This window comes from Curtobacterium sp. GC_Cur_3, assembly GCF_026544205.1.
Taxonomy (GTDB): domain Bacteria; phylum Actinomycetota; class Actinomycetes; order Actinomycetales; family Microbacteriaceae; genus Curtobacterium.
The window spans coordinates 61730-87092 of record NZ_JALNUI010000013.1 but is presented as its reverse complement, the minus strand read 5'-3'; the positions used below and the strand labels follow the sequence as shown (position 1 = coordinate 87092).

The window sequence follows — 25363 nt, the reverse complement described above, 5'->3', positions numbered from 1 at the left end:
CGCTACGCTCGCTCTCATGTTCGACGACTCCGTCTCCGCGCTCGCGTCGGCGTCCCCGGCCTCGGGCTCGGGCAAGCGGTCCCGCCGCATGCTCGCGATCCTCGAGCTCCTCACCGACCAGGGCGCCGTGACCCTGCAGGACCTCGTCGCCACACTCGGGGTCTCCCCGGCGACCGCCCGCCGCGACCTCGCCGACCTCGAGCAGCAGGGACTGCTGGCGCGGACGCACGGCGGCGCACGCATCGCGGTGCCGACGTCGGAGATCCCGGTCCGCCTGCGGGAGGGGCAGTCGCGCGGCCTGAAGCAGCAGATCGGACGGGCTGCGGCCGCACTCCTTCCCGACGGTCCCTTCGCCGTGGCGATCGGTGGCGGCACCACGGCCGCGTCGGTCGCCCGGTCCCTGGTGTTCCGGAACGGACTGACCATCGTGACCAACTCGCTCACGACCGCCAGCGAGATCGGTGCCCGACCGAACCTCCGCGTCGTGATGACCGGGGGCACCATCCGGCCGCACTCGTTCGAACTCGTGGGGGTGCTGGCCGAGAACGCCTTCGCGGCCATGAACGTCGGCGCGGCGATCGTCGGCATGGACGGGGTGAGCGCCGTCGGCGGTGCCACCACCCACGACGAGACCGAGGCCAGGACGAACGCGGCGATGATCGCCAACGCGCAGCGGACCATCGTCGTGGCCGACTCGTCGAAGATCGGCCGGACGACGCTCGCACCCGTGGTCGGCATGCGTGGCGTACACGACCTCGTCACGGACGACGGCGCCGACCCGGCGGAGCTCGAGCGGATCACCGACCTCGGGGTGCGGGTGCACGTGGTCGAGCGTCGCTCGCGGGCGACGGACTGATGCGGCGCACCACGACGACGACGTCGCCGTCGGCTCCCGTTCCCGCTCCCGGGCGCGCCCCTCGTCATCGGCTCGACCTCCTCTGGCGCTCGAGCGCGCTGGTCCTGCTCCTCGCGTCCACCTGGCTCATCGTCGGCGCCGCACTGCACGACGCGAGCACGGCCGTCGTCTCGGCCGGTCGGACGGTCTTCACCGTCGGCCGACTGTCCGCGCTGAGCTGGTGGACGACGGCACGGGCGACGAGCAGCGCCGCGAGGACGCCCGCGCCCGACGTCCGCAGCGGTTCCGGACCGTACCGCTGGTGGCAGCTCGTCCTGCTCGCACTCTCGGGTGTGAGCGCCTACACCGTGTGCTCCACGGTCGCGATCGCGTTCGCCGGACCGGTTCTCCCGACCCTCGTCCTGGCACTGACCCCGGCCACCGTGCTCATCGCCGAGAGCGTCATGACCCGCGCCGCGCCGTCCCTGTCCACAGGCATCGGCACCGTGCTCGCCATCGGCGGCGCCGTGCTGTACGTCCTGCCCCGCCTGGACGGCACGCTCGGAGGAGACGTCCTCATCGGTACCGTCTCCGCGCTCGCCGCGATGGGGTCGATGGCCTTCTACGGTGTCTTCTTCGCGCGGGTCAACCGTGGACACGTCGGGCCGATGGCGCCGCGGATCCTGCCGGTCTTCGCGGTCGGCAGCATCCCGCTGGTGCTCTGGGCGGCCACGGCGGTCGTCGGCGGAGACCGGGTCAGCTGGAACGTCATCGGGATGCTCGCCGTGCTCGGCGTCGTCGTGTACGTGCCCGTCTACCTCCTGCAGCACCGCCTGATCCTGACCGCGGGGGCGTCCTGGTCGGCGCTGCTCGGCCTGGCCGTCCCACCGCTGGTCGGGGTCGGGTCGGCGCTGCTCCACCTCGCACCCGTCCCGATGGCCGTGCAGCTCGCCGGCATCCTCGTCACCGTCCTCGGCATGGCCCTCGTGATCCGGGTCAGGCGCGCCCCTGTGCCGGAGACCGCCTGACCCGGAGGTCCCTCCTACTTCAGGAGCCCCTCCTTGGTCAGCCAGTCCTTCGCCGCGGTCGTCGCCTGGGCCTTCTCGCTCCCCTCCACGCGGTTGCGCAGCGCGATGAGGTCGTCCGTCGTCAGCTTCGCGGAGATCTTGTCGAGCACCGAGGCGAGCTTGGCGCTGTAGATGTCCTTGTTCAGGAACGGCAGGACGTTCTGGGCCGCGATCAGGTTCTCGGGGTCCTTGAGGACCTGCAGCTTCTCCGTCGTCAGGTCGGGCGACGTCGTGTAGATGTCAGCCACCTGTACGGTGTCGTCGACGAGGGCCTTGACCGTGTCGGGCCCGCCGTAGTCCTCGATCGACTTGAAGGTCACCTTGTCGACGCCGTACGTCGACCTGAGCCCGGGGATGCCGTACGGCAGTGTGCCGAACTGCGGGTTGGCGCCGAGCGTGAACGGCTCGATCTTCGACAGGTCGGCGATCGACGTCAGGCCCTTCTCCTTCGCCATCGCCTGGGTCACGACGTAGGCGTCCTTGTCCTGTGCCGGCGACGGTTCGAGCACCTGGAAGTCGCTGGGGACCTCCTTCTCGAGTGCCGCGTCGACGTCCGCGGTCGTCTTCGCGGCGGCCTTGGTGTCATAGAAGAACAGCAGGTTGCCGTTGTACTCCGGCATCAGGTTGATCGACCCGTCCTTGAGCGCGGGGATCGTGGTCTGCCTGGGGCCGAGGTTGAACTTGGTCGTCACGTCGAAGCCGGCGTCCTTCAGCGCCAGCGCGTACATGTTGCCGAGGATCTCGCTCTCCGGGAAGTTGAACGAACCGACCACGATCGGCGTGCCACCGGATCCGGAGCTGCTGGCCGGATCTGCCTTCGTGGGGTCGGAGGTCGAACATCCCGAGAGCGCCACGATCGCTCCGATCGCCACCGCCCCCGCGAGGATGCGTGTTCTGGTGCCTGCTGTGGACATCAGTGGTTCCTTTCGTCGAGGGTGGGTACGGTCACCGCGCGGCGCCGGAGGGGCAGTGCGCGGACGCGTGTGCGACGGCGGCGGGTCTGGCCGTGCAGGCCGCGTCGTGTGAGGAGCTGGACGAGCGCGAACAGCCCGTCGATCACCAGAGCGAGCGCCGTCACGAGCAACGCTCCGCCGAGGATGAGGTCGTTGTCGTTGAGGCTGATGCCGGTCGAGATGATCGCTCCGAGGCCGCCGAGCGAGACGTACGACGCGATGACGACCGTCGCGATGACCTGCAGGACCGACGCGCGGATCCCACCGATGATCAGCGGGAGCGACAGCGGGACCTCCACCTTGAGGAGGATCTGCAGCTCGGTCATCCCGACGGAGCGCGCAGCGTCGACCGTCACCGGGTCCACGGACTCCACCCCCGCGTACGCCCCGGCGAGGATCGAGGGGATCGCCAGGACGACGAACGCGATCACGGACGCGATGAAGGCGGTCTGCGTGAACGGCACGGTGAACCCGATGACGACGAAGAGCGTGCCGAGGAGGCCGAGTGTCGGCAGCGCGCGCATGGAGCCGCTGAAGGCGATCACGAAGCCGCGCCCCCGGCCCGTGTGCCCGATGTACAGCCCCAGTGGCAGCGCGATCACGGCGGCGATCGCGACCGAGACGACCGTGTAGAGGAGGTGCTCGACGATGCGGTCCTGGATCGGCAGCGGACTCTGGAGTCCGGCACGGTAGTTGGCCGGGTCGAGGAGCCAGGCGACCGCGCTGAGGAAGAACTGCATGGTCAGGCCCCTCGCTCGACCGTGACGAGTGCCGCTCGACGCCGCGGCTGTCGCGGAGCCCGACGCGACCACGGCATCAGGACGCGACCGATGAGCACCAGGACGGTGTCGAAGACCAGGGCGATGACGAGGCTCGCCACCACGCCGACGAGGATCTCCTCGAGGAACTGCCGCTGTCGCCCGTCGGTGAACAGGAAGCCGATGTTCGCGGAACCGACCAGGGCACCCACCGAGACCAGGGCGACCGTGCTCGCGGAGACCACCCGCATCCCAGCGAGGAGGACCGGCCCCGCCAACGGGAACTCGACCGCCCAGAACCGCGTCCACGCCGAGAAGCCCACCGAGGTCGCCGAGTCGATGACGTCCGCCGGGACAGCGGCGAACGCGTCGGCGGTCAGGCGCACCATGATGGCGACCGCGTAGACGGAGAGCCCGACGACGATGTTCACGGGGTCGGTGATGCGGGTCCCGAGCAGGTAAGGAAGGATCACGAAGAGCGGCAAGGACGGGATCGTGTAGAGCAGACTGCCGCCGCCGACGATGACCGCTCGGACTGCCGGCCAGCGGTTCGCCACCCAGCCAAGCGGCACCGCCACGGCGAACCCGAGGACGACGGGGACCGCAGCGAGCGCGGCGTGCGTGACGGTGAGGCCCCAGATGAGACCGAAGTTCGCGATGATCCAGTTCAGCTCAGCATCCCAATCCGCATCGGACAGCCGCGAGCGGGACCGTCGTTCCGCCGGAATGCTGCTTGACCCTCAGGGTAGCCGCGAAGCGCGGATCTGGCCGAGGAGGATTGCGAGCTGCTCCAGACGCCGCCCGTGCCGTCATCAGGTGGCTGTGGACGCCTGGTCCGACAGGATCCGGCCGGCCCGTCGTCGGGCGGCCCGATCACCAGCAGGATGATGTGTCCGCAGGCACAGGCCACCCCTCTGGCTGGCCTGTCGGCCCCGGGGTCGCGGCACAGTGGTGTCCATGTGGAGAATCCGGTGGGTCGCGGCCGCTGCTGTGGGGGCAGCCGTCGCGGCAGCCCTCTCCGGATGCTCCGGCACCGGCTGGTGCGCCCCGTTGGACCCCGGACCGTCAGTGACAGCGCAGTACGAGCCGACGTCGGCTCGTCTCGAGGCGCTGCCCGGCGTGACCCGGGTACGCGCGCGGTTCTGGCAGCCGGATGACTCCCACTGTGCCTCCCGCAAGTACCTGCGAACGGCGCCGTGGTCAGCGGACTTCACCGTGCACGTCCGATCCGGGTTCACGCTGGAGCAGGTCCGCGCGGTCCGCGCGACACTCGGACCGTCAAGGGGAACGGTCAGCGCGGCTGCAGGCGGCGACCTCTCCGCGTGGGAACTGGAGCTGTCCAACCCGTCCGGTGCGACACCGTCACCGACTGCTGCGCCGCTGCTGGTGGACGACCAGGGGTACGGGGTGGCGACGGAGGCAGCGGCCCTGCCCGGGGTGACCGTCGCGCAGGTGGACGGAGGCTCCACGACCGTCCGCGTTCAGACTCCAGGATCGGTGATGGCTGCCGCGGCCTGGCTGCGGGCGCACTTCGATGACCCGGCGGACACGTGGGTGTACGTCGGGACGGCGAGGAACTGGTCGATGTCCACCGGCGTGACGGGACTGTTCGGAGCGTCGGACACCACCATCGCCACGGCAGCGCGGGTCGTCTCGGCCCACCCGGGCGTCCACCGGATGGAAGTCAGCGGAACAGGGGTGACAGCGGTCGTCGCGACGAGACGGCAAGCGCAGCAGGTCGTCGCCGCGTTCGAACAGACACCCCGGGACGAGGACGGGCAGACCGTGTCCGTGTGGTGGCCGGACGGCAACGGGACGGAGGTGTCCGGTGTGGTCGGCTCTCGCCGTTGACCTGTCGGAAGGCCGTGCCACGCTTGGCTCCATGACGACTGACCTGGTGTCCCTGGCCCATGATGTGGCGACCCGCGCGCATGCCGGGCAGGTGGACAAGGTCGGCCGGCCCTACATCGAGCATCCGACCGCAGTGGCGGAGCGGCTCACCACCGACGACGAGCAGGTCGTTGCGTTCCTCCACGACGTCGTCGAGGACACCGACATCACCCTCGCCGAACTCCGAGCGATGGGGTTCACCGTGGAGCAGGTCCTCGCTGTCGACGCGGTGACGAAGCGCCGTGGCGAGACGCTCGAGCAGTCGATCGCTCGGGTCGTCGCCGATCCGTCGGGCATCGCGCTCCGGGTGAAGCGCGCCGACGTGAGCCACAACGCTGACCCGAGTCGGCTCGCGACGGTCACGGGCGAGGACACCCGCGCACGACTGCAGCAGAAGTACGAACGGACGGCGGCGCTGCTGGGGACGACGCTCGGCGACGTGCTCGACGAGTTCGGAGTGCCGCGGTAGAGCGACGTGTCACCGGCCGTCCAAGCCGCTCGTGCGCTCTCGTCGGTCGAGTTCGGTGAGCATCGCCGCCGTGTTCCGCAGGACCTTCGGGGTCTGCACGAGCGTGACGACGAGCATCACGACGAAGAACGCGGCGGCCAGCCAGAACAACGGACGGCCCGCCACTGCGAGCGAGGCCTCGAGCACGAGCGCGACGACGAACACCGCCGGCCCGAGCCGCCGCTGCCGCCGGTACAGCTGCTGGTAGTGCGTGAGCGCCTGCCGCCATTGGTCGACATCGGCGTCCGCCGGGAGTTCGCCGCGGCGGATCGCCCTCCCGAGGACGCGTTGGTCGGCAGCGGCGCCGATGCCGCGTCGTTGCCGTCCGAGCCAGAGTCCGAAGAAGACGCCGAAGAGGGCGCCGGTGATGAGGCCCCCGAGCGCGCGGATGCCCGCGGGAGTGTCCGACGGCATGAAGATGAACGTCGACAGGTACCAGGACCCGCCGAACGCGACAGCGAGGACGACCATCACCGACCACAGCGGCCACCTGCTCATCCCCTGCATGAGGCCAGCCTGCCACTCACTCACTCACTCGCCTCGGCTGTCGGCAGGACCGACGAACGTCCGCGAGAGCCGGCTGCCCCCCCCCCCCCCGAAGTCAGTCGGCGAATCGCCGGATGAGGTGTGCCGGCGTGGCCGCGATGACGGACTTGACGAACCTCGGGCCTCGCCACCACTCGTCGGCGCGGACGTGGAAGGCGTTCCCGTCGGCGTCGACGACGGTCACACCGCCGTCACCGCGCGTACCGACGACAGCGGCTTCGCGCAGGTCGAGGATCCTCGCCTCGCTTCCGCGCGGCTTGATGACGAGCTCATGGCCGTGGATCTCGACGTGGACGGATGCCCAGCCAGGGAGGAACGCATCCCGGTACGAGTTCCGGCTGCGCTTCGGGAGCCGGACACCCTGCTGGAGCGGCCGTCCCGGTTCGGACGAGCGATGACTCAGCCCGTGGCGCTGTGCGAGCGTCGGGAGGTCCACCTCGGCGTCCTCATCGACACAGACCACGAGCGTGGACAGCGCTGGTGTGAGCGCTGCGCGGAGTTCGTCCACCTCGACCGTCGAGACGGCGGTGTCGAACCGGACAGGACGTCCGACCCCACGCAGCCGCTCCGTCATCGACGCCCAGATGAGAGCGTCGGCCCGGGCAGCCTGGTCGAGATGGTTCAGCGCACGGGCGGCGTCGATGGCCGCTATCGTCTGATCGCTCGGGCCCTGTGCTGCAACCCGGTGGAGGGTCTCGATGACCAGGTCGGTCGCTCGAGCCGCGTCATCTGACTCCGTCTCCGCGACGACCGCCACCACGGCCGTCTCGCGGTCGACGTCGAGCGTGTGTGCTTCGACGGCATAGGCAAGGCCAGCCGTGATCCGGAGCGACGCGAACAGCTCGTGTTCGACCACAGCTTCGAGCAGCCTCGCCACGGGAGCCGCGACCACGACCGAGGCCGCGATCCCGCTCAACTGGGACGCAGCGAGCACGCGGTCGCGCGTCGATCCCGTTCCGTTCCCGACCGGCCCCGCCGGCTCCCCGGACGGCAGTCGGAGATCGATGGCTGAAGCGGGAGCGCGGCCTCCGGCCACGGTGACCACGGCGTTCTCCGCCACGAAGCGTTCCGCGACCCATCGGCGGAGCTCCGCGGCGGTGGTCGCTGCCACCGCCGCTGAGCCAGCACCTGCCCGTCCGAGGCCCGCCGGTCCGAACCGGACCGTGTGCACCGACGCCACCTGCTCGTGGTAGCGGAGTCGGTCCTCGCCCGCGAGGATCTTCCGTTCGTGGGTGACGTCGTCGTCCGACACCTCGAGGAGGCCACCGATCGAATCGGCGAGGCGTTGCAGGGCCGTCATCGCCTGGTCAGTCGTCGTCGCTTGGACCTCGAAGACGGTGACGTGGTCAGCCGTCGTGGCGTTGTGTGGGAGCGCAATCGGCAGAGCGCCACGAACGGCCAGGTGCTCCACGAGATGCGTGATGCCCGCCACCGTGACTGGTTCGTCGCAGGACCCCACTCCGAACGCGAGCCGGGCGACGACGACGCCGTCTGCTGGTTCGTGGAGGACGGAGACCGGACGTTTCTGTTCAAGCACATCGAAGTGTCGCATCCCGGCGCGCACCACCGACGCGAGCACGCGGGGTGTGGCTCAGGGAGCGTGCTCGGCGTACCGCCGGTCGAACGCACGAGTGTCGTACCGAGCGAGCTGTCGGCTGGTGCCGTCGAGGAACGCCGGGAGTTCCGGCAGCGGCAACCACGTGCCGTCCAACGGCTCCGGCGCGAACACCCCGTCGTGTCCGCCCCGGAGCAGCGCCTGCACGGCGGCGTGCTTGGGGTGGAAGATCTTCGAGACGTGGACGTTCGCACCGCCGAGTCCGCGCACCTGGTCGAGGGCGTCCCGCTTGCTGGTCGCGACGAGCACGACGGTGACGCGGAACGGATCAGACATCGACACCTCCACAGCGATGCGGCCGTCGGGCAGCGCAGTCGAGTACTGGGCGAAGGGCTTGCCGGTCCGGGACACGTCTCGATCGTACGGACCGCCCGGCTGCACGCGGCCGACGCCCGACCGAACCTCCTGCAACGACGAAAGCCCCCGGCCGGACCTGGTGGTCCTGCCGGGGGCTTCGTGGTGGTGGGCGATACTGGGATCGAACCAGTGACCTCTTCCGTGTCAGGGAAGCGCGCTACCGCTGCGCCAATCGCCCAGAGAGTCCCTGCAGACCGAGGTCCGACAGAGTCTTGGAGGTGGGGACGGGATTCGAACCCGCGTGGACGGCTTTGCAGGCCGCTGCCTAGCCTCTCGGCCACCCCACCATCGAGGTTCACGTCTCCGTGAGTACCCGAACGGTGGGATACCCTCTGGTGAGAAACTGGCCCCCGGGGGAACCAGTACTCGAGCGGATGACGAGATTCGAACTCGCGACCCTCACCTTGGCAAGGTGATGCGCTACCACTGCGCCACATCCGCATGTCGTTGTCCGCTCTCGCGGCGACTCGTAAACACTATCCGACTCGGGGCCCTTTCTCCAAAATCATTCCCGTTCACCGGGCGTGTCCCCCGGGTTCATGCGGATCGGGGCCCTCGCACGGTGCTCGGTCGCTCAGGTGGAGCGCCGCAGACCACTCCGTGCGAGCTCGTGGGGCAGCACGGAGTGGCCAAGCTCGCACCGAGCGGAGCAGCGCGGACCAGCGCGGAGCAGCGCGGAGAAGAGCCGAGCAGCGCGACCAACCCCGCGAACCGCGACGCGCGCGACGGCGACACGCGGTTCGGCACACCGCCGCGCATCCGCTACTATCGATCCGCACGCAAGTGCGAGGGGCGATTGGCGCAGTTGGTAGCGCGCTTCGTTCACACCGAAGAGGTCATCAGTTCGAGTCTGGTATCGCCCACGTACCCACCCAGTGCCTGAAGAACACCATCAGGGCTGAAGAACACCAAGAGAGCCCGACGCAGCCGCGTCGGGCTCTTTGCATCCCACGACCAACCAGACCACGACCAACCAGACCACGACCCGACCGACCACCAGGGGCAGCATGACCGACGTCGACCTCGAGTACGCACGGGTCCGTGCCGTGCTCGACCGTCCGACGCTCCGGCTGATGTCCCGCCCGACGAGCGGTGTCGTGCTCGCCGTCTTCCGCACGGTGTTCGACCGCGACGTGCAGTACGTCCCCGCCGACCGGATGCACCTGCAGGTCGAGGAACACGTCACCCGCCTGCAGGCCACGGGCGCCCGGGTCCCCGCGAGCGAACAACCAGCACCACAAGTACAAGTACAAGTACAAGTACAAGTACAAGTACAAGCACAAGCAACCGACGAGAACCGCCCCAACGGCCGCGCCCTCTGCCGCGAGTGGGTCACGGCGCAGTGGCTCGTCCGCTCGAACTCCCCCGACGGTGACGAGCAGTACTCGTTGACGTCCCACGCGCTCGAGGCCCTCAGCCTCGTCGACGCACTGTCCTCCGACCGGGCACTCATCAGCGAGAGCCGCCTGGCGATGATCGTCGATGCCGTGCACCGCTGGGCTGCCCGCGCCGAGCCCGACCCCGCGGTGCAGATCCGCCGCTTGGACGCCCAGATCGCGGAACTCCAGGCCGAGCGCGACCGTCTGGCCTCCGGCGACGAGCCCGCCGTCGTCGACGCCGACCGGATGCGCGACGGCTACACGAACATCACCGACCTGATCCGGCAGCTGCCGAGCGACTTCAAGCGCGTCGAGGAAGCGGTGGCGTCGATGCACCGCGAGATCGTCGAGGACTTCCGCAACGAGGTCCGTCCGATCGGCGAGATCCTCGACGACTACCTCGCCCGCACGGACACCCTGATGGAGGCCACCCCCGAGGGTCGGGCCTTCGAGGGCGCCTTCGAGCTGCTCCGCGACGACGCCCTGCTCCTGCGCCTCCGCGACGACATCGCGACGATCCTCGAGCACCCGTTCGCCGCGGGCCTCACCAGCGCGGAACGCCGGACCTTCCGCAACACGGTCAGCATCCTGCGCCAGGGCATCGAGGACGTGCTCGCCCAGCGGCGGCTCCTGACGGGCACGCTCCGCGACCAGATCGTCGCGCACGACGTCGTCCGGGACCGCGAGCTCGACGCCGTCCTGCGCAGTGTCAACCGTCGGCTCGCCGCGCTCATGGACGGCGGCGGCGCCCGGGACCGCGTCCCGCTGGAGCTCCTGCCCCCGGTCGCCGAGGTCGGCACCCTGCGCGAGCGCTTCTACGACCCCGACACCGAGGCGGTCCCGCCGCTCATCGAGGAACCCGACGACGACGTCTTCGAGGAGCTCGACGTCGAGTCCCTCCGACGCCACGGCGGCCCGCTGCTCGCGGAGCTCCGCACCGTGCTGCGGTCGGGCACCGCCGAGTCGAGTGACCGCGCCTTCCACGGGCTGCCGCCCGAGCACCGCCGCCCCGTCGAGCTCTTCGGCCTGGCACACCTGCTCACCGGGCGCCCCGACTTCGAGACCGCGGCCGCCACCGTCCCGCACCACACGGTGCGCCCGGACGGCACCGCGGTCACCTTCACCATGCCGACGGCGGACCTGGCAGCACCGGTCCCGTCCGGCGACGACGACGACGACACCCTGGAGGCCCGGTGACCGACACGACGCCGGCATCCGTCGACGAGACGGACGAGTTCGACGGCATCGACCCCTTCGACGACGCCGCCTCCGTCCCCGAGGACGACCGCGACGAGTCGAGCTTCGCCCTCTTCGAGGGCGACGAGGGTCGGCTCGACGACCCGCAGCGCCGCGCGCTCGTCGCGCTGCTGCGGCACTCGTACGTCAGCGCGCGGACGCACGCCGACGAGTGGCGGGCCGTGCTCGACGCCGAACACCAGCTGCGGTCGCGCCTGAACGACCTGTTCCTCGAGCTGCACGTGGACCGGGACCGCGAGGTGGCGTGGAAGCGCCAGGCCCGGTCGGAGAGCCAGCGCCGGGGCTTCCCGACGCTGCTCCGCGACGTGCCGTACACCCGCGAGGAGACCATCGTCCTCGTCTGGCTCCGCATGCGCCTGCGCGCCGACGGCCGGCCGGGCCCCGACCAGGTGGTGGTCGACCGGTCCGAGATCCTCGCGCACGTGGCGGGGTTCCGACCGGCCACCGCGACCGACCGCACCCGCGACGAGGGCCGCGTGGCGAAGGCCGTCGAGCGGCTCGTCACCGCCCGGGTGCTGCTCAGGACGAGCGACCCCGACCGCTTCCGGATCGCGAGCGTCGTGGAGGTCCTGCTCCCCCTCGAACGGCTGCTCGAGCTCGACACGTGGTTGGCGAGCGCGACCACCGGGGGCGGCGACGCACCTGACGGACCCGGGCCGAGCCTCCCGGCCGACCTCGACCTGGACCTGGACGCCGAGACCGACGACACCGAGGAGGAGTCCGCGTGAGCGACCACCGGATGGACAGCGGCGGCATCCCCGCGCTGTTCGACACCGTCGCGCAGTGGCGCGCCGAGTCGATGCAGGTCGTCAACTGGGGCGGCTTCCACGGCCACCGGCAGATCGAGCTGTCCGGCACCGCGACGCTCATCTCGGGCGCCTCCGGAACGGGCAAGTCCACGCTGATGGACGCCTACCTCGCCGTGATGATGCCGTCGGACGTGCCGTTCAACGGTGCCTCGAACGACGCGACCACCGGTCGGGCGCGCAGCGCGGACCAGCGCAACCTGCTCACGTACCTGCGCGGCAAGGTCGACACCCGTCGCGACCCGGAGTCGGGCAGCCTCCGCGACGTCAACCTGCGCGGCGACGACACGACGACGTGGGGCGCGGCTGCGGTGACGTTCCGCAACGACGACGAGCGCCAGTTCACGGTGCTGCGCGCGTACATCGTGCCGAAGCGGGCGCGCGGGGTCGGCGACATCCAGATGACGATGGCGACGGTCGACGACGCCTTCGACCTGCGGCGGCTCGAGGACTTCGTGCCGTCGCGCTTCAGCCACCTCGAGCTCACCGGCCGGGTGCCGGGGCTCGTGATCCGCGACACCTACCAGGAGCTCGCGTACACGCTGCAGACGCGGCTCGGGATCGGCGACTCCGGCGGGGGCAACCGTGCGATGCGCCTGCTCGCGCGGATCCAGGCCGGGCAGCACATGCCGACGGTCGACTCGCTCTACAAGTCGCTCGTGCTCGAGACCCCCGGCACGTACGAGGCCGCCGACCGGGCGCTGGCGCACTTCGCCGCGCTCGACGACGCGTACGAGGCGATGGACACCGAGGAGCGGAAGGTCCGCATCCTCTCCCCCATCACCGAGCTGCACCTGGAGATCGAACGTTCCCGGGCGGCGGCCGACGCCCTCGGTGGGATCGCCACCGGGTCCGAGGTCTCCCCGTTCGCGCACTGGACGGCGTCGCGGAAGCGCGAGCTGCTCGACGACGAGGTCGCGCGGAACGGCCGGGAGCGCACGGCTGCCCGCGCCGAGGTCGAGGCGGCATCCGCCCGGCACGCCGCCGTTGAGATCGAGCTCCGCGAGGCCGAGGCCCGGCTGCGCGACTCCGGCGGCAACGCCCTCGCGCAGCTCGAGGACCGGATCGACCGCCGCACGCGGGAGCGCGACGTCGTCGTGCGCGCCCGGTCCACCTTCGACGACCGGACGGACGTGCTCGGGGCGCCGGTGACGTCCGAGCAGGAGTTCGTCGAGGCGCAGCGCGCGTCCCACGAGTTCCTCGGCACCTTCGCCGCAGCTCGTGACGACCTCGACGCCCGGCGCGACGCCCTGACGCGCGAGGAGTACCCGCTCCTCGACCGTGAGCGGTCGCTGCGCCAGGAGCGCCAGTCGCTCGAGCACCGCCAGGGCGCGATGCCGCTGCCGATGCACGAGGCCCGGGTCGCGATGGCGCGCGCCGCCGGGATCGACCCCGCCGACCTGCCCTACGTCGCCGAGCTGCTCGACGTGCTGCCCGGTGAGGAGCGCTGGCGCACGGCCATCGAGTCCGTGCTCGCGCCCGTCGCCCGCACACTGCTCGTCGACCAGGACCGGCTCGACGACTTCAGCGCCGCGATCGACGCCCTGCAGCTGAGCGTCCGCGTGCAGTTCGAGGGCGTGCCAGCGGGTCCGCACCTCGACGTCGACGGCGACCCCGCGATGGTGTCCGGCAAGCTCGCCATCAAGGACTCCCCCTTCAGCACCTGGGTGCGCTCCCGGATCGAGTCCGACCGGATCGACGCCAGGTGCGTGGCGTCCGCCGCCGAGCTCGGTGGCGGTGGCCGTCGGGTGACCGAGTCCGGACAGCTCCGGGACGGCCGACGCGGCGCGCACGGCGACCGGCGCCAGGCCAACGTCATCGGGTTCACGAACGAGGCACGGGTCGTCGCGGTGGAGGCCGAGCTCGCCTCGATCGCCCAGGACCTCGCGACGCTCGAGGCCCGACGCACCGACGTCGCGCAGGACATCGCCGCGCTCGACGCCCTCCGTGCGGCGCACCAGCACCTGGTCGACACCACGTGGGACGGCATCGACGTCGCCGGCGTCGACGCGTCGCTGGCGCGGCTGTCGGCAGAGCGGGACGCGGTGCTCGCGGCCGACGACGGCCTGCGGACGCTGCGGGCCTCGGTCGCCCGGCTCCGTGGCTCGCTCGACGAGGCCGCTGACCGCCGGGCCGCCGCACGCCTGTCCGTGCAGCGGCTCGAGGACCGGCACGGCGTGCTCGTCGACGGCCAGGACGCCGCCGCGGAGATCCTGTCGCGCTTCGACGACGCCCCGGCGGCGCTGCCGGACGACGAGCAGGCGCGCCTGCTGGCCGAGACGTTCGAGGAGGTCGGCGCCCCGTCGGGGATCGACGGCTTCGACGACGCCACGAAGCGCCTGCGCCGTCGACTCGAGGAGCGGCTGACCCAGGCGCTCGACGGGGCCGCCTCGGCGTCCCACGCGCTGACCCTGACGTTCCAGCGGTACCAGGACGCCTGGGCCGACCCGAACCTCGGCACCGGGGTGGCGTCGTACCCGGACTACCGCGCGATCCTCGACCAGATCGTCGCGACCGGCCTGCACGCCCGTCGCAGCGAGTGGCGCCGACGACTGTCCCAGTGGAGCGGCGAGGACCTCGTCCCGCTCGCCGGGGCCTTCGACCGGGCCGTCGTGGAGATCGAGGAGCGCCTGGAGCCCGTCAACGAGATCCTCCGCGACCTGCCCTTCGGTGCGAACCGGGACCGCCTGAAGATCGTCATCCGCCGGGTCACGCGCGAGGACGTCTCCCAGTTCCGCCGGGAGCTCCGGGCGCTGTCCGCGTCGGTCGACACCGAGCTGACCGACGACGTGCTGGAGACCCGGTTCCGCCGACTCCGGCGCTTCATGGCCGTCATCCGGGTCGAGCCGGACGCCGCCCGCGGCCGGACGACCCAGCGCGACGCGGTGCTCGACGTCCGCCGGCACATGGAGATCACGGCGGTGCGCTACGACACCGAGGGCAACGACCTCGGCGTGTACTCGTCCCTCGGCGACAAGTCGGGCGGCGAGACGCAGGAGCTCGTGGCGTTCATCGTCGGGGCGGCACTGCGCTACCAGCTCGGCGACGAGACCCGGCCACGGCCGCGGTTCGCGCCGGTGTTCCTCGACGAGGCGTTCATCAAGGCGGACTCCGAGTTCGCCGGTCGTGCCGTGACGGCGTGGCTCCGGCTCGGCTTCCAGCTCGTGGTGAGTGCGCCGCTCGACAAGGTCACGGCGCTGGAGCCGTCGATGGAGCGCCTGCTCTCGATGCGGAAGCACCCCGACACGGGCCACTCGTCCGTGACGGAGATCCGTCGGGAGCCCGCGCTGGTGTCGTCGACCGCGTGAGATCGCACTTCGTGTCGCCTCGTCGTCCGGCGAGCCGACACGAAGTGCGATCTCAGCGGGGCAGGGGGCGCACGGGGCGCACGGGGGCGCGCGGTACGGTCGACGGGTGATGTGGAACCGGAAGAAACGCCCCGCGGCCGAACAGCAGCACGGGGCGCTCGGCATCGGCGCCCTGGTGCGGGTGGTCGACGCGGCGTCCGGCGGGGAGCAGTGGGTGGACTCGATCGGGTCGAGCGACGTCGTCGGGGTCATCGTCGCACCCGGCGGCAACCAGCTGGTCGGCTACCCCGGCGTCGGGGAGCCGCTGTCGTGGACCGTCGCCTTCGACGAGCACGTGTACACGAAGGACGGCCGCGGCCCCTTCGAGCGCGCGACCGTCCTGAGTCGTCAACTGGTCCCGGTGGAACCCGAGCAGGCTGAGGCCTAGTACTCGTCCCCACCGCTCTTGAGCATGGCCGCCATGGCCATGCAGGTCCCGACGCCACCGATGACGCCGATGCCGATGATGACTGCGCCGACGAGTTCGAGCATGGTGGTCTCCTGGTTCCGCGGGGCCGATGAGGTTCGTGTCCAGGCTACCGGAAGCACTCGAGGATGCCGCGCAGCAGACGCCGCACGGGCGTGGTCGTTGGAGGGTTCCCACGAGCCGCCGCGCACCGGCAGCAGCGGGGGTTGTCGTGCCGGTACCGCTCTCGTGCGGCTCACGGCCAGGGTGCATAGCGTGGCGTGCAGGAACGTCGTCCTGCGCGCCACCGCGCGGGCGACACCGGACAGTGCAGTTCAGGAGGCACCCCCGATGGTCGACATCGCACCCGACACGAAGCAGACCGACCGTGCGCAGCGCGCCACGAGCCCGAAGGCCGACGCGACCGGCGACCCGGCAGGCGGGACACCGACGGCCGGCACCGACCGTGACGTCCGCATCGACGTCGACCTGCTCGCGGAGCACCTGCTCGGACGCTGGGCCGAGGACCGCAGGATCTCCCGTCGGCTGGTGCTCGACCCCGCGCTGCACAAGACCGAGGGGCTCGGCACGATCGAGCACCGGCAGCGGGCGTTCGAGCAGCTGCAGATCCTGGTCGACGCCGGGGCGATCCAGCGCCCCTACCCGCTCGAGCTCGGCGGCCAGGACAACCACGGCGGCAACCTCGCCGCCTTCGAGGAACTGACGACGGCGGACCCGTCGCTGCAGATCAAGGCCGGCGTGCAGTGGGGCCTGTTCGGCTCGGCGGTGCACCACCTCGGCACGGCGAGGAACCACGACGAGTTCCTGCCGGGCATCATCCGCTTCGACGTGCCCGGCTGCTTCGCGATGACCGAGACGGGTCACGGCTCGGACGTGCAGAGCATCGCCACGTCGGCGACGTACGACCCGGAGACGCGGGAGTTCGTCGTGCACACGCCGTTCCGCGGCGCCTGGAAGGACTACATCGGCAACGCCGCCCTGCACGGCAAGGCAGCCGTCGTGTTCGCGAAGCTCGTCACGCAGGGCGTCGACCACGGCGTGCACGCGTTCTACGTCCCGCTCCGCGACGACGACGGGGAGTTCCTGCCGGGCGTCGGCGGGGAGGACGACGGCGTCAAGGGCGGCCTCAACGGCATCGACAACGGGCGGCTGCACTTCGACCACGTCCGGATCCCCCGCACGAACCTGCTGAACCGCTACGGCGACGTCGCCGAGGACGGCACCTACAGCTCCCCGATCGACTCCCCCGGTCGCCGGTTCTTCACGATGCTCGGCACGCTGGTGCAGGGGCGCGTGTCGCTCGACGGCGCGGCCGTGGTGGCGCAGAAGATCGGGCTGCAGATCGCCCTGACCTACGGCATGGAGCGTCGGCAGTTCCCGACCGGCGGCGGCACCGAGGGCGTGCTGCTCGACTACGGCCGGCACCAGCGCCGGCTCATCCCCCGCCTCGCCACCGTGTTCGCCCAGTCCTTCGCCCACGAGCAGCTCCTCCGCACGTTCGACGACGTCTTCAGCGGCCGCCTGGACACCCCGGAGCGCCGCGAGGACCTCGAGACCCAGGCGGCGGCGTTCAAGTCCCTCTCGACGTGGTCAGCGCTCGACACCCTGCAGGAGTGCCGCGAGGCCTGCGGCGGTGCGGGCTTCCTCGCCGAGAACCGGCTCACCAGCCTGCGCGCCGACCTCGACGTCTACGTGACGTTCGAGGGCGACAACACCGTGCTGCTGCAGCTCGTCGGCAAGCGCCTGCTCACCGACTTCCGGAAGAAGGCCCCGAAGGACGCGGCCTCGACCGCGAAGTTCGTCGCCGCGCAGGTCGGCGCCAAGCTCGCGGACGCGTCGGGCATCCGCCGCCTGGGCCAGACGGTCGCCGACCGCGGGTCCCTCGCCGCGAGCGTCACGGACCTCCGCGACGCCGGCACGCAGCGGACGCTGCTCGCCGGTCGCGTGGACACGATGGTCGCCGAGATCGGCATGCGGCTGAACACTGCCGGCAAGGACCGCGCCCGCGCCGCCCTGCTGCTGAACCGCTCGCAGCACGAGCTCATCGAGGCCGCCAGGGCCCACGCCGAGCTCATGCAGTGGGATGCCTTCACGGCCGCGATCGACGAGGTCCCCGAGGGCGACACCCGCCGCGTGCTCGTCTGGCTCCGTGACCTGTTCGCCCTCGGGCTGCTCGAGCAGCACCTCGAGTGGTACCTCGTGCACGGGCGGCTCTCCGCGCAGCGTGCCCGTGCCGTCTCGGCGTCCATCGACCGCCTGGTCGCCCGGCTCCGCCCGCTCGTGCCGCAGCTGCTCGACACGTTCGGCTACGAGCCCGGACACGTCCGCGCCCCGATCGCCCTCGGCGAGGAGCGCGCGCGCCAGGAGGAGGCCGCCGCGTGGTTCGCCGCGGAGCGTGCCGCGGGACGGCTGCCGGAGCAGGAGAAGAAGCCCCGCCCGTAGGGTCCGGCGCTAGGCGCTCGGGTCGTCCGTGGGGGCGGGCGACCCGCCGAGCGCCGCACGCAGCCGTGCTTCGGCGTCGTCGGACGCCGAACGGGTGGCCTCGACGTTGGCCTCGGTCACCGCGCGGACCACTTCCTCGCGCTGGATCTTGACGCCGCGGGGGGCATCGATGCCGATGCGGACGCCGTCGCCTCGGGAGTCGAGCACCGTGATGACGATGTCGTCCCCGATGAGGATCCGCTCGCCGACCTTCCGCGTGAGTACCAGCACCGGACCAGCCTAACCACGATGCCGGTGTGGCTCGTCCAAAGCGCGGCGCTCGGCCGACGGGACGCCGGTTTCCCATGCGGGACGTGACGGATCCGGTCGGCGAACCCCGACGATCGTGAGCCGGATCCGTCACGGCGCGAACGGAACCCCCGGTCACCGAGCGAGGGCACCGGGGCCGCCGAACTGCGACCAGCCGACGACGAGCGTCAGCGCGGCCGGACCGGCAGCCCGAGCTCGTGCACACTGTCGGGCGTGGTCGTCTCCCGGGTCCCCACGGCGAGCACCCCGGCGACGGGCACCACCGCGGCGACGGCGTGCACCATGACGAGCGAGTCCTCGTGTTTCCGCCCCGCGTCGACGACGACCCACACCTGGTCCGGCGCCAGGCCCTCGAGCGCGGCGTGGTCGTCCCACGCGACGGCACCGAGCAGGGCGTGGCCCGCGCGGACCCCGTCGGCCCGTGCGAGGATCCCGCCACGGCGGTCGAGGGCGTCGGTCTCCCGCAGGTCGTGCCGCGCGGCGAACGCGGCACGGGCGGCATCCACGTCGGCGCCGCGCCCGACCAGGAGCACCAGGTCACCGTCACCCGACAGGACCGGCGGCACCGGAGGCCGCCCCGCGGCCAGCGCACGCCGTCCGCGACGGGTGGTGAGGTCGTGGACGGGAGCCGCGCCTCCAGTCCGTCCGGCCAGGAGGACCGGCGTGGCATCCAGGGGCGGGCGCGACCCCGAGACGGGGTCGGGGGCGAACGGGAGGGCCTCGGGAGCTGCGACGGGCGCGGGGCCGGTCGCCGGGCCGATCGCGAGGACGGGGACCGGGCCGGTCGGCGCGGCCGGGGCGATCCCGTCGGCTGCGAACCCGTCGAGCACGGACGCGAAGGCGTCGGCGCGTGCCTCGCGCGTGCCGTCGCCGCTGGCGATCCGGGCCTCGGCTTCGTCGGCGTCGGCGAGGAGCGCGGCGATGCCGATCCGGGTGGCGGGACCGTCGGCGATGGCGACCCGGGCGGTCGGCACCTCGTCGGGCTCGAGCACCTCGACGGTGGCCTCGACGTGGGCACGGCGGAAAAGGCCACCGACACCGCCGCTGGTGACGCGCTCGGCGGCGATGATCCTGGCTCCGGCGCCGAACTCGGCTCGGACGGCGTCGCGGACGTCGTCGAGCGTCGCGCCGCTACGCTGCAATCGGGTCGGCGGCACGGACCACTCCCACGGTCTCGATGGTGGAGCCCGCCGCCGTTGCCTCCTGGTAGGAGAGCACGGGGAGGCCGTCGGACTGGGCGGACACCATGCGGTGCACGGCCGGGCGGAGCTGCGGGGCGCAGACGAGCACGGCGGACAGGCCCTGCTCCTCGACGCTCATGACGGCGTCCCGCACGGAGCCGAGGACCTGCTCGATGCGGTGGGCGTCCAGGACGATCTGCGTGCCCTGCTCGGACGGCCGGAGCCCCTCGAGCATCGACTGCTCGAGGAGCGGGTCGATCATGATCACGCGGAGGACGCCCTGGTCGAGGTGTCGTGCCGGCAGCGCGGGACCGAGTGCGGCGCGGGCGGCCTCGACGAGCCCCTCGGGATCGGTGGACACCTTCGCACGGAGCGTCAGCGCCTCGCAGATCCGGCCGAGGTCGTTGATCGGGACGCGCTCGACGAGCAGCCCCTGCAGCACCCGCTGGAGCTCGGCCATCGAGAGCATGCCGGGGACGAGCTCCTCGACGGCGGCGGGGTTGACCTGCTTGACGCCCTCGGCCAGGACCTTGACGTCCTCGCGGGTGAGCAGGCGGGCGGCGTTGTCGCCGATGACCGCCTGCAGGTGGGTGACGAGCACGGACACGCGGTCGATCACGGTCGCACCGGTCATCTCCGCCGCGTGCCGGAGCTCGGCGGGGACCCACTTGCCGGCCAGGCCGAACACGGGCTCGACGGTGGCGTCGCCCGGCAGGCCGTCGAGCTGGTCGCCGAGGGCCAGGACGCTCCGCGCGGGGGCGGTGCCGCGACCGGCCTCGACGCCGGCGATCCGGATGGCGTACGTCGACGGCGGCAGCTCGATGCTGTCCCGCGTGCGGACGGGCGGCACGACGATGCCCATGTCCATCGCGATCTTCCGGCGGAGGGCCCGGACGCGGCCGAGCAGGTCGTCCGAGGCGCCGGAGACCATGTCGACCAGGTCCGGGGCGAGCTGGATCTCGAGAGCGTGCACGCGCATCTGCTCGACGAGGTCCTCGGTCGTGTCACCCGACGGTGCCGCGGCGGCGAGGGCCTGCTGCTCGGCCGCGGTGGCCTCGGCCTTCGCGGTGTTCTGCCCGATGCGCCAGCTCGTGAACAGCAGCGTCGCGCCGACGAGCAGGAACGGCACGATCGGCATCCCGGGGATGAAGCCCATCGCGATGGCGGCCACGCCGGCGATCATGAGCGCGTTCCTGGACTGGCCGAGCTGCTTCGTCGCGGAGGCGCCCATCTCGCTCTCGGCACCGGAGCGGGTGACGATCATGCCCGTCGAGACGGCCATCAGGAGCGCGGGGATCTGGGTGACCAGGCCGTCGCCGATCGTCAGGATGCCGTACTTCGACAGCGCGTCCGTGACCGAGAGCCCGTTCTGCAGCATGCCGATCGCGATGCCGCCGATGAGGTTGATGACGATGATGAGGATGCCGGCGATGGCGTCGCCCTTGACGAACTTCGACGCACCGTCCATCGCGCCGTAGAAGTCGGCCTCGGCGGACACCGCCGCGCGGCGCTCCTTGGCCTCGGCGTCGGTGATGAGCCCGGCGTTCAGGTCCGCGTCGATCGCCATCTGCTTGCCCGGCATCGCGTCGAGGGTGAAGCGCGCCCCGACCTCGGCGACGCGCTCGGCGCCCTTCGTCACGACGACGAACTGGATGACGATGAGGATGAGGAAGATCACCGCGCCGATGATGATCGACCCGGAGACGGCGACGTGACCGAACGCCTGGATGACGTCGCCGGCGAAGCCCTCGCCGAGCACGAGCCGGGTCGACGCGACGTTGAGCCCGAGCCGGAACAGCGTCGCGACGAGGAGCAGCGACGGGAACACCGAGAAGTCCAGCGGCTTCTTCACGAACAGCGTCGTGAGCAGGATCACCAGCGCCAGCAGGATGTTGCAGATGATCAGGAAGTCCAGCAGGAACGACGGCACCGGCAGGATCAGCAGCAGGATGATGCCGACGATGAGCACCGGGACGGCGAGCTTCGGCAGGTCCTTGAGCTTCATGCGGGGACTCCCTGGGTGGTGGACGCGGCGGGCGTCGGGTTCGTGGTGGGTCGGGGCGTGCGGAGCTTGCGGGGTCTGAGGTCCCCGGTGAGCGTCGCGGGGTCGAGCACGGTGGCGACCTCGTCGGGCGTGGTGGGCCGGGGCGGTGCGTGCGTGCCGGCCGCCGCTCCCCTGGCCTTGAGCGCCATCACGAAGGACAGCACCCGGGCGACGGGCGTGTAGAGGTCGACGGGGACCTCGTGGCCGAGCTCGCACGCGGCGTGCAGGGCGCGGGTGAGGGGCACGTCGCGGACGATCGGCACGCGCGACTCCTCGGCGCGGGCACGGATGACGTCGGCGACCGGCCCGGCCCCCTTCGCCACGACCCGCGGCGCGGACTTGCCCGGCTCGTACTTCAGCGCGACGGCGTAGTGCGTGGGGTTCGTCATCACGACGTCCGCGTCACCGACGGCCTGGATCATCCGGTTGCGGCTCATCGCGAGCTGGCGGGAGCGCCGCTGGCCCTTGACGTGCGGGTCGCCCTCGGCGGACTTGTTCTCGTCCTTGACCTCGCGCTTCGTCATCATCGTGCGCTTGCGGTTGCGGCGGATGACCACGAACACGTCGAGCGCGGCGAGCACCAGGCCCGCGACGATCGCGGCGCGGAGGAGCGTCCCGGCGCCCTCGCCGGCGGCGCTGAGCACGGCCGACAGGGGCAGCGATCCGCTCGTCATGAGCACGGGGACGAGTCCCTGCACGGCGAACCAGAGCACGAGGCCGACGACGGCCGTCTTCACGAGGGCCTTCACGCCGTTCCAGAGCGCCTGGGTGCCGAAGACCCGCTTGAGGCCCTGCACGGGGTCGAAGTGCTCCGGCGTCGGGGCGATGGAGCGGAAGTGCACGCCGCCCTGCGCGACGGCGGTCGCGGCGACGGCGACGAGCACGACGAGGAGCAGCGGGCCGAGCGTCGCCGCCAGCGATCCCATCGCGTCCTCGAAGACCCCGCGCATGGTGCCGATCGACGGGTCGGCGATGACCGTCTTCACGGCGTCGAGCTGTTCCTGCCCGGCACCGGCGGCACGGCCGATCGTGGCGGGGATCATCAGCGCCGCGACGGCGATGCCGATCCACGCGCCGAGGTCCTGGGACCGGCCGAGCTGGCCCTTCCTGTGGACCTCCTTCATCCGCTTGGAGGTGGCCTTCTCGGACTTCTCACCGCTGTCGGACACGGGTCACCCCCTCCCGGTGATCGCCTGCACGGCGTCACCCGTCAGGCTGGACACGACGGAGGGGAGCGCCATGAAGAGCGCCCCGGCGAAGATGACGGTCAGGCCGATCTTGATCGGGAAGCCCATCTGGAAGGCGTTGAGCGCGGGGGCGACGCGGGTGAGCAGCCCGAGGCCGACGTCGGCGAGGAACAGCACGACGACGAGCGGGCCGGCGATCTGCAGCGTCGCGAGGAACATCTGCGACAGCGCCGCGACGAGGAGCCCGGCGACGCCGCCGAACGCCATCGTGCCGACGTGCCCCGTGCCGTCGACCAGCGGCACCGCCTCGAACGAGCGGACGATGCCGGCGACGATGAGCTGGTACCCACCGCTCGCGAAGAGCAGCGCGAGCGCCGCCATCTGGAACAGGCGCGTGAACTGCGCGCCGTTCACCTGCGACTGCGGGTCGTACGCCTGCGCGAGCGTGAAGCCGCCGAACAGGTCGATGAGCGCGCCGGCGGACTGCACGGCGGAGAAGACCAGGTAGACGAGGAACCCGAGGACGAGTCCGACGCCGAGCTGCGTGACGAGCGCGACGAGGAAGGCACCGGTGTCGAGCGAGGTGTACCCGGCGGTGACGCGCGGAGCGACCCCGACGGCGAGCCCGAGCGCCAGGATGAGCTTGGCCGTCGCGGGGAACGCCTTGTACGAGAACGGCGGCGCGATCATGAAGAACGCGATGAGCCGGACGCCGGCGAGCATCGTGCCCTCGAGCCCGTCGAAGTCGATCGCGAGCTCCATCAGGCGGCCCCGAGCAGCTTCGGGATCTGGTCGAATGCGAAGTGCGTGAACCCGATCATCTCGGAGATCATCCAGTTGCCACAGACGACCAGCGCGACGGCGACCGCGAGGGCCTTCGGCACGAACGACAGCGTCACCTCCTGGATCTGGGTGACGGACTGGAAGAGCGAGATCGCGAAGCCCACGACGAGCGACGTGATCAGCACGGGCGCCGCGAGCTTGCCGGCGACGACGAGTGCCTGGAGGACGAGGTCGATGACCGCCTGCTGGTCCATCAGTGCACCACCTGGTAGCTCTCGATGAGCGACTTGATGATGAGCCCCCATCCGTCGACGAGCACGAACAGCAGCACCTTGAACGGCAGCGAGATCATCACCGGCGGGAGCATCATCATGCCCATCGACATCAGGGCCGCGGACACGACGAGGTCGATCACGAGGAACGGGATGAAGATGACGAACCCGATGATGAACGCGCTGCGGAGCTCGGAGATGATGAACGCGGGGATGACGGTGGTCATCGGCACGTCGGCGAGCGTCTTCGGGTTGTGGAGGCCGGCGGCGCGGGTGATGAGCGCCACGTCCTCCTCGCGCGTCTGGTGCAGCATGAAGGTGCGCAGCGGCTTGGTGCCGATGTCGACGGCCTGCTGGAAGTCGAGATGTCCGGCGAGGTAGGGCTGCAGCGCGTCGTCGTTGATGTGCCCGATCACCGGGGCCATGACGAACAGCGAGAGGAACAGGGCCAGGCCGGCGATGACCTGGTTCGGCGGGATCGACTGCAGGCCGAGCGCGTTCCTGGTCATGGCGAGGACGACGAAGATCTTCGTGAACGACGTCATCATCAGCATCAGCGCCGGGGCGACGCTGAGCAGCGTGATGCCGATCAGCGTGACGACGGCGGACGAGGGTGCCCCGTCCGGGCCGTTCACGTTGACCGAGAAGCCGCCGCCGGTCGGGGCGGAGGGGGTGGCGGGGGTGGTCGGCTGGACGACGCCGGCCGCGTGGGCGCCGGTCGCGGTGAGCATCAGGAACCCGGCCACCACCGCCACGCCGAGGATCGCGAGCAGGACGAGCCTGGCACCGCGCGCGGCGGTCACCCGGCCCGCCGGGAGCGCAGCGCGGCGGCGGCCTGCCGCCAGGTGTCGGCGGACAGGAGCGAGCCCTGCAGCTGCGCGGACGTGGGGACGACGGTGCGCTGGGGGCGACGGTCGCGGTTGCGCGGACGCATCGGGAGCGGCTCCGCCGCCGGGGCGGACGGGAGGCTCGTGGCGGCCTGGTCCTGCAGCGCGAGTTCCTGACGGAACGCCTCCGCCGACGGCGTCGGGACCGAGGTCGTGGTCGGAGCCGCGGTCGTGCTCGGGGTGGGAGCCGCGGCCGCACGGACGGGCAGCTGGACCGGTCCGGTGACGATGGTGAGCTCGGGCGCGGGGGCCTCGCCGCTCGTGAGCAGGCTCACGCCGTGCTCGGTGACGCCGAGGACGAGGCGCTCGCCCTCCACGTCGACGACGACCACGCTGGCCTTGCCGCCGATGCCGGTGCGGCCGACGACCTCGATCGCGGCGGAGCGACGACCCCTGGCCTTCGCCCGGCCGAACTGCCCCTTCGCCATGCGGCGGTGCAGCACCCACATCAGGGCGAGCACGACGCCGAGCGAGAGCGCGACGCGGAGGGTGATGACGAGGGTGTCCACGCGG

Annotated in this window: 23 protein-coding genes and 4 tRNA genes; 10 read left to right on the top strand and 17 right to left on the bottom strand. The window is 71.4% G+C overall.

Annotated features, from left to right (window positions below; genetic code table 11):
- Window positions 1–16: 16 nt before the first annotated feature.
- Both OXR63_RS08875 and OXR63_RS08870 read left to right on the top strand, forming a co-directional pair.
- Window positions 17–856 carry a DeoR/GlpR family DNA-binding transcription regulator gene (locus tag OXR63_RS08875; RefSeq protein ID WP_267422056.1) on the top strand — a complete coding sequence of 280 codons (840 nt, stop codon included), beginning with the start codon at window positions 17–19 and terminating at the stop codon, window positions 854–856.
- On the top strand, window positions 856–1863 hold the full coding sequence (locus OXR63_RS08870; RefSeq protein WP_267422054.1) for a DMT family transporter: 1008 nt from the start codon (window positions 856–858) through the stop codon (window positions 1861–1863). The genes OXR63_RS08875 and OXR63_RS08870 overlap by 1 nt, the downstream gene beginning before the upstream one ends.
- 14 nt (window positions 1864–1877) lie before the next feature.
- On the opposite strand, the gene OXR63_RS08865 is transcribed toward OXR63_RS08870, so the two are convergent.
- The 3 genes from OXR63_RS08865 to OXR63_RS08855 are packed head-to-tail and all read right to left on the bottom strand — an operon-like array spanning window position 1878 to window position 4191.
- A complete protein-coding gene (locus OXR63_RS08865) occupies window positions 1878–2816 on the bottom strand; it encodes an ABC transporter substrate-binding protein (protein ID WP_267422052.1) in 939 nt (312 codons plus the stop codon).
- Window positions 2816–3595, bottom strand: coding sequence for an ABC transporter permease (locus OXR63_RS08860; RefSeq protein WP_267422051.1), 780 nt, complete (start codon window positions 3593–3595; stop codon window positions 2816–2818). The genes OXR63_RS08865 and OXR63_RS08860 overlap by 1 nt, the downstream gene beginning before the upstream one ends.
- Before the next feature lie 2 nt (window positions 3596–3597).
- Window positions 3598–4191, bottom strand: coding sequence for an ABC transporter permease (locus OXR63_RS08855; RefSeq protein WP_308202157.1), 594 nt, complete (start codon window positions 4189–4191; stop codon window positions 3598–3600).
- Between the two features lie 490 nt (window positions 4192–4681).
- Here OXR63_RS08855 and OXR63_RS08850 point away from each other — a divergent pair, with 490 nt between their 5' ends.
- Both OXR63_RS08850 and OXR63_RS08845 read left to right on the top strand, forming a co-directional pair.
- Window positions 4682–5464 (top strand): hypothetical protein, encoded by a 783-nt coding sequence (locus tag OXR63_RS08850; protein WP_267422050.1) that lies wholly within the window; start codon window positions 4682–4684, stop codon window positions 5462–5464.
- A 31-nt stretch (window positions 5465–5495) separates the two neighbouring features.
- On the top strand, window positions 5496–5972 hold the full coding sequence (locus tag OXR63_RS08845) for a phosphohydrolase (protein ID WP_267422049.1): 477 nt from the start codon (window positions 5496–5498) through the stop codon (window positions 5970–5972).
- Window positions 5973–5981: 9 nt separating this feature from the next.
- Here OXR63_RS08845 and OXR63_RS08840 read toward each other — a convergent pair whose 3' ends face one another.
- The 6 genes from OXR63_RS08840 to OXR63_RS08815 all read right to left on the bottom strand — a co-directional run bounded on the left by OXR63_RS08840 (window position 5982) and on the right by OXR63_RS08815 (window position 8970).
- A complete protein-coding gene (locus tag OXR63_RS08840; RefSeq protein WP_267422047.1) occupies window positions 5982–6509 on the bottom strand; it encodes a hypothetical protein in 528 nt (175 codons plus the stop codon).
- A 103-nt stretch (window positions 6510–6612) separates the two neighbouring features.
- On the bottom strand, window positions 6613–8109 hold the full coding sequence (locus OXR63_RS08835; protein WP_267422045.1) for an insulinase family protein: 1497 nt from the start codon (window positions 8107–8109) through the stop codon (window positions 6613–6615).
- A gap of 39 nt (window positions 8110–8148) precedes the next feature.
- Window positions 8149–8523 carry a hypothetical protein gene (locus OXR63_RS08830; protein ID WP_267422043.1) on the bottom strand — a complete coding sequence of 125 codons (375 nt, stop codon included), beginning with the start codon at window positions 8521–8523 and terminating at the stop codon, window positions 8149–8151.
- Window positions 8524–8632: 109 nt separating this feature from the next.
- Window positions 8633–8707: transfer RNA gene (locus OXR63_RS08825), tRNA-Val, on the bottom strand.
- Window positions 8708–8742: 35 nt separating this feature from the next.
- Window positions 8743–8816 (bottom strand) — tRNA-Cys (locus OXR63_RS08820).
- A gap of 82 nt (window positions 8817–8898) precedes the next feature.
- Window positions 8899–8970, bottom strand: a tRNA-Gly gene (locus OXR63_RS08815).
- A 349-nt stretch (window positions 8971–9319) separates the two neighbouring features.
- Here OXR63_RS08815 and OXR63_RS08810 point away from each other — a divergent pair.
- The 6 genes from OXR63_RS08810 (at window position 9320) to OXR63_RS08785 (ending at window position 18187) form a co-directional block, all read left to right on the top strand.
- Window positions 9320–9392, top strand: a tRNA-Val gene (locus OXR63_RS08810).
- 144 nt (window positions 9393–9536) lie between these two features.
- Window positions 9537–11105 (top strand): DUF3375 family protein, encoded by a 1569-nt coding sequence (locus OXR63_RS08805; protein ID WP_267422041.1) that lies wholly within the window; start codon window positions 9537–9539, stop codon window positions 11103–11105.
- Window positions 11102–11893, top strand: a complete 792-nt coding sequence (locus tag OXR63_RS08800; protein WP_267422039.1) for a DUF4194 domain-containing protein — start codon at window positions 11102–11104, stop codon at window positions 11891–11893. The genes OXR63_RS08805 and OXR63_RS08800 overlap by 4 nt, the downstream gene beginning before the upstream one ends.
- Window positions 11890–15279: an ATP-binding protein gene (locus OXR63_RS08795; RefSeq protein WP_267422034.1), complete on the top strand. Its 3390-nt coding sequence runs from the start codon at window positions 11890–11892 to the stop codon at window positions 15277–15279. The genes OXR63_RS08800 and OXR63_RS08795 overlap by 4 nt, the downstream gene beginning before the upstream one ends.
- Before the next feature lie 106 nt (window positions 15280–15385).
- Window positions 15386–15706 carry a hypothetical protein gene (locus tag OXR63_RS08790; protein ID WP_267422031.1) on the top strand — a complete coding sequence of 107 codons (321 nt, stop codon included), beginning with the start codon at window positions 15386–15388 and terminating at the stop codon, window positions 15704–15706.
- Window positions 15707–16075: 369 nt separating this feature from the next.
- Window positions 16076–18187, top strand: coding sequence for an acyl-CoA dehydrogenase family protein (locus OXR63_RS08785; RefSeq protein WP_267422028.1), 2112 nt, complete (start codon window positions 16076–16078; stop codon window positions 18185–18187).
- A 9-nt stretch (window positions 18188–18196) separates the two neighbouring features.
- On the opposite strand, the gene csrA is transcribed toward OXR63_RS08785, so the two are convergent.
- The 8 genes from csrA to OXR63_RS08745 all read right to left on the bottom strand — a co-directional run bounded on the left by csrA (window position 18197) and on the right by OXR63_RS08745 (window position 25359).
- Complete coding sequence (csrA, locus tag OXR63_RS08780; RefSeq protein ID WP_267422025.1) at window positions 18197–18457, bottom strand: carbon storage regulator CsrA; 261 nt, start codon at window positions 18455–18457, stop codon at window positions 18197–18199.
- 206 nt (window positions 18458–18663) lie between these two features.
- Window positions 18664–19653, bottom strand: coding sequence for a hypothetical protein (locus tag OXR63_RS08775; RefSeq protein ID WP_267422022.1), 990 nt, complete (start codon window positions 19651–19653; stop codon window positions 18664–18666).
- On the bottom strand, window positions 19628–21682 hold the full coding sequence (locus tag OXR63_RS08770) for a flagellar biosynthesis protein FlhA (RefSeq protein ID WP_267422020.1): 2055 nt from the start codon (window positions 21680–21682) through the stop codon (window positions 19628–19630). The genes OXR63_RS08775 and OXR63_RS08770 overlap by 26 nt, the downstream gene beginning before the upstream one ends.
- The gene (locus OXR63_RS08765) at window positions 21679–22890 is read right to left on the bottom strand and encodes an EscU/YscU/HrcU family type III secretion system export apparatus switch protein (RefSeq protein ID WP_267422017.1); all 1212 of its coding nucleotides are present in this window, start codon (window positions 22888–22890) and stop codon (window positions 21679–21681) included. The genes OXR63_RS08770 and OXR63_RS08765 overlap by 4 nt, the downstream gene beginning before the upstream one ends.
- A gap of 3 nt (window positions 22891–22893) precedes the next feature.
- Window positions 22894–23670 carry a flagellar biosynthetic protein FliR gene (locus OXR63_RS08760; RefSeq protein WP_267422014.1) on the bottom strand — a complete coding sequence of 259 codons (777 nt, stop codon included), beginning with the start codon at window positions 23668–23670 and terminating at the stop codon, window positions 22894–22896.
- Window positions 23670–23945, bottom strand: coding sequence for a flagellar biosynthesis protein FliQ (gene fliQ, locus OXR63_RS08755; RefSeq protein WP_071275559.1), 276 nt, complete (start codon window positions 23943–23945; stop codon window positions 23670–23672). The genes OXR63_RS08760 and fliQ overlap by 1 nt, the downstream gene beginning before the upstream one ends.
- Window positions 23945–24766 carry a flagellar type III secretion system pore protein FliP gene (gene fliP, locus OXR63_RS08750; RefSeq protein ID WP_374116098.1) on the bottom strand — a complete coding sequence of 274 codons (822 nt, stop codon included), beginning with the start codon at window positions 24764–24766 and terminating at the stop codon, window positions 23945–23947. Before fliP ends, fliQ begins: the two co-directional genes overlap by 1 nt.
- A complete protein-coding gene (locus OXR63_RS08745; protein WP_267422013.1) occupies window positions 24763–25359 on the bottom strand; it encodes a FliO/MopB family protein in 597 nt (198 codons plus the stop codon). Before OXR63_RS08745 ends, fliP begins: the two co-directional genes overlap by 4 nt.
- Window positions 25360–25363: the final 4 nt, after the last annotated feature.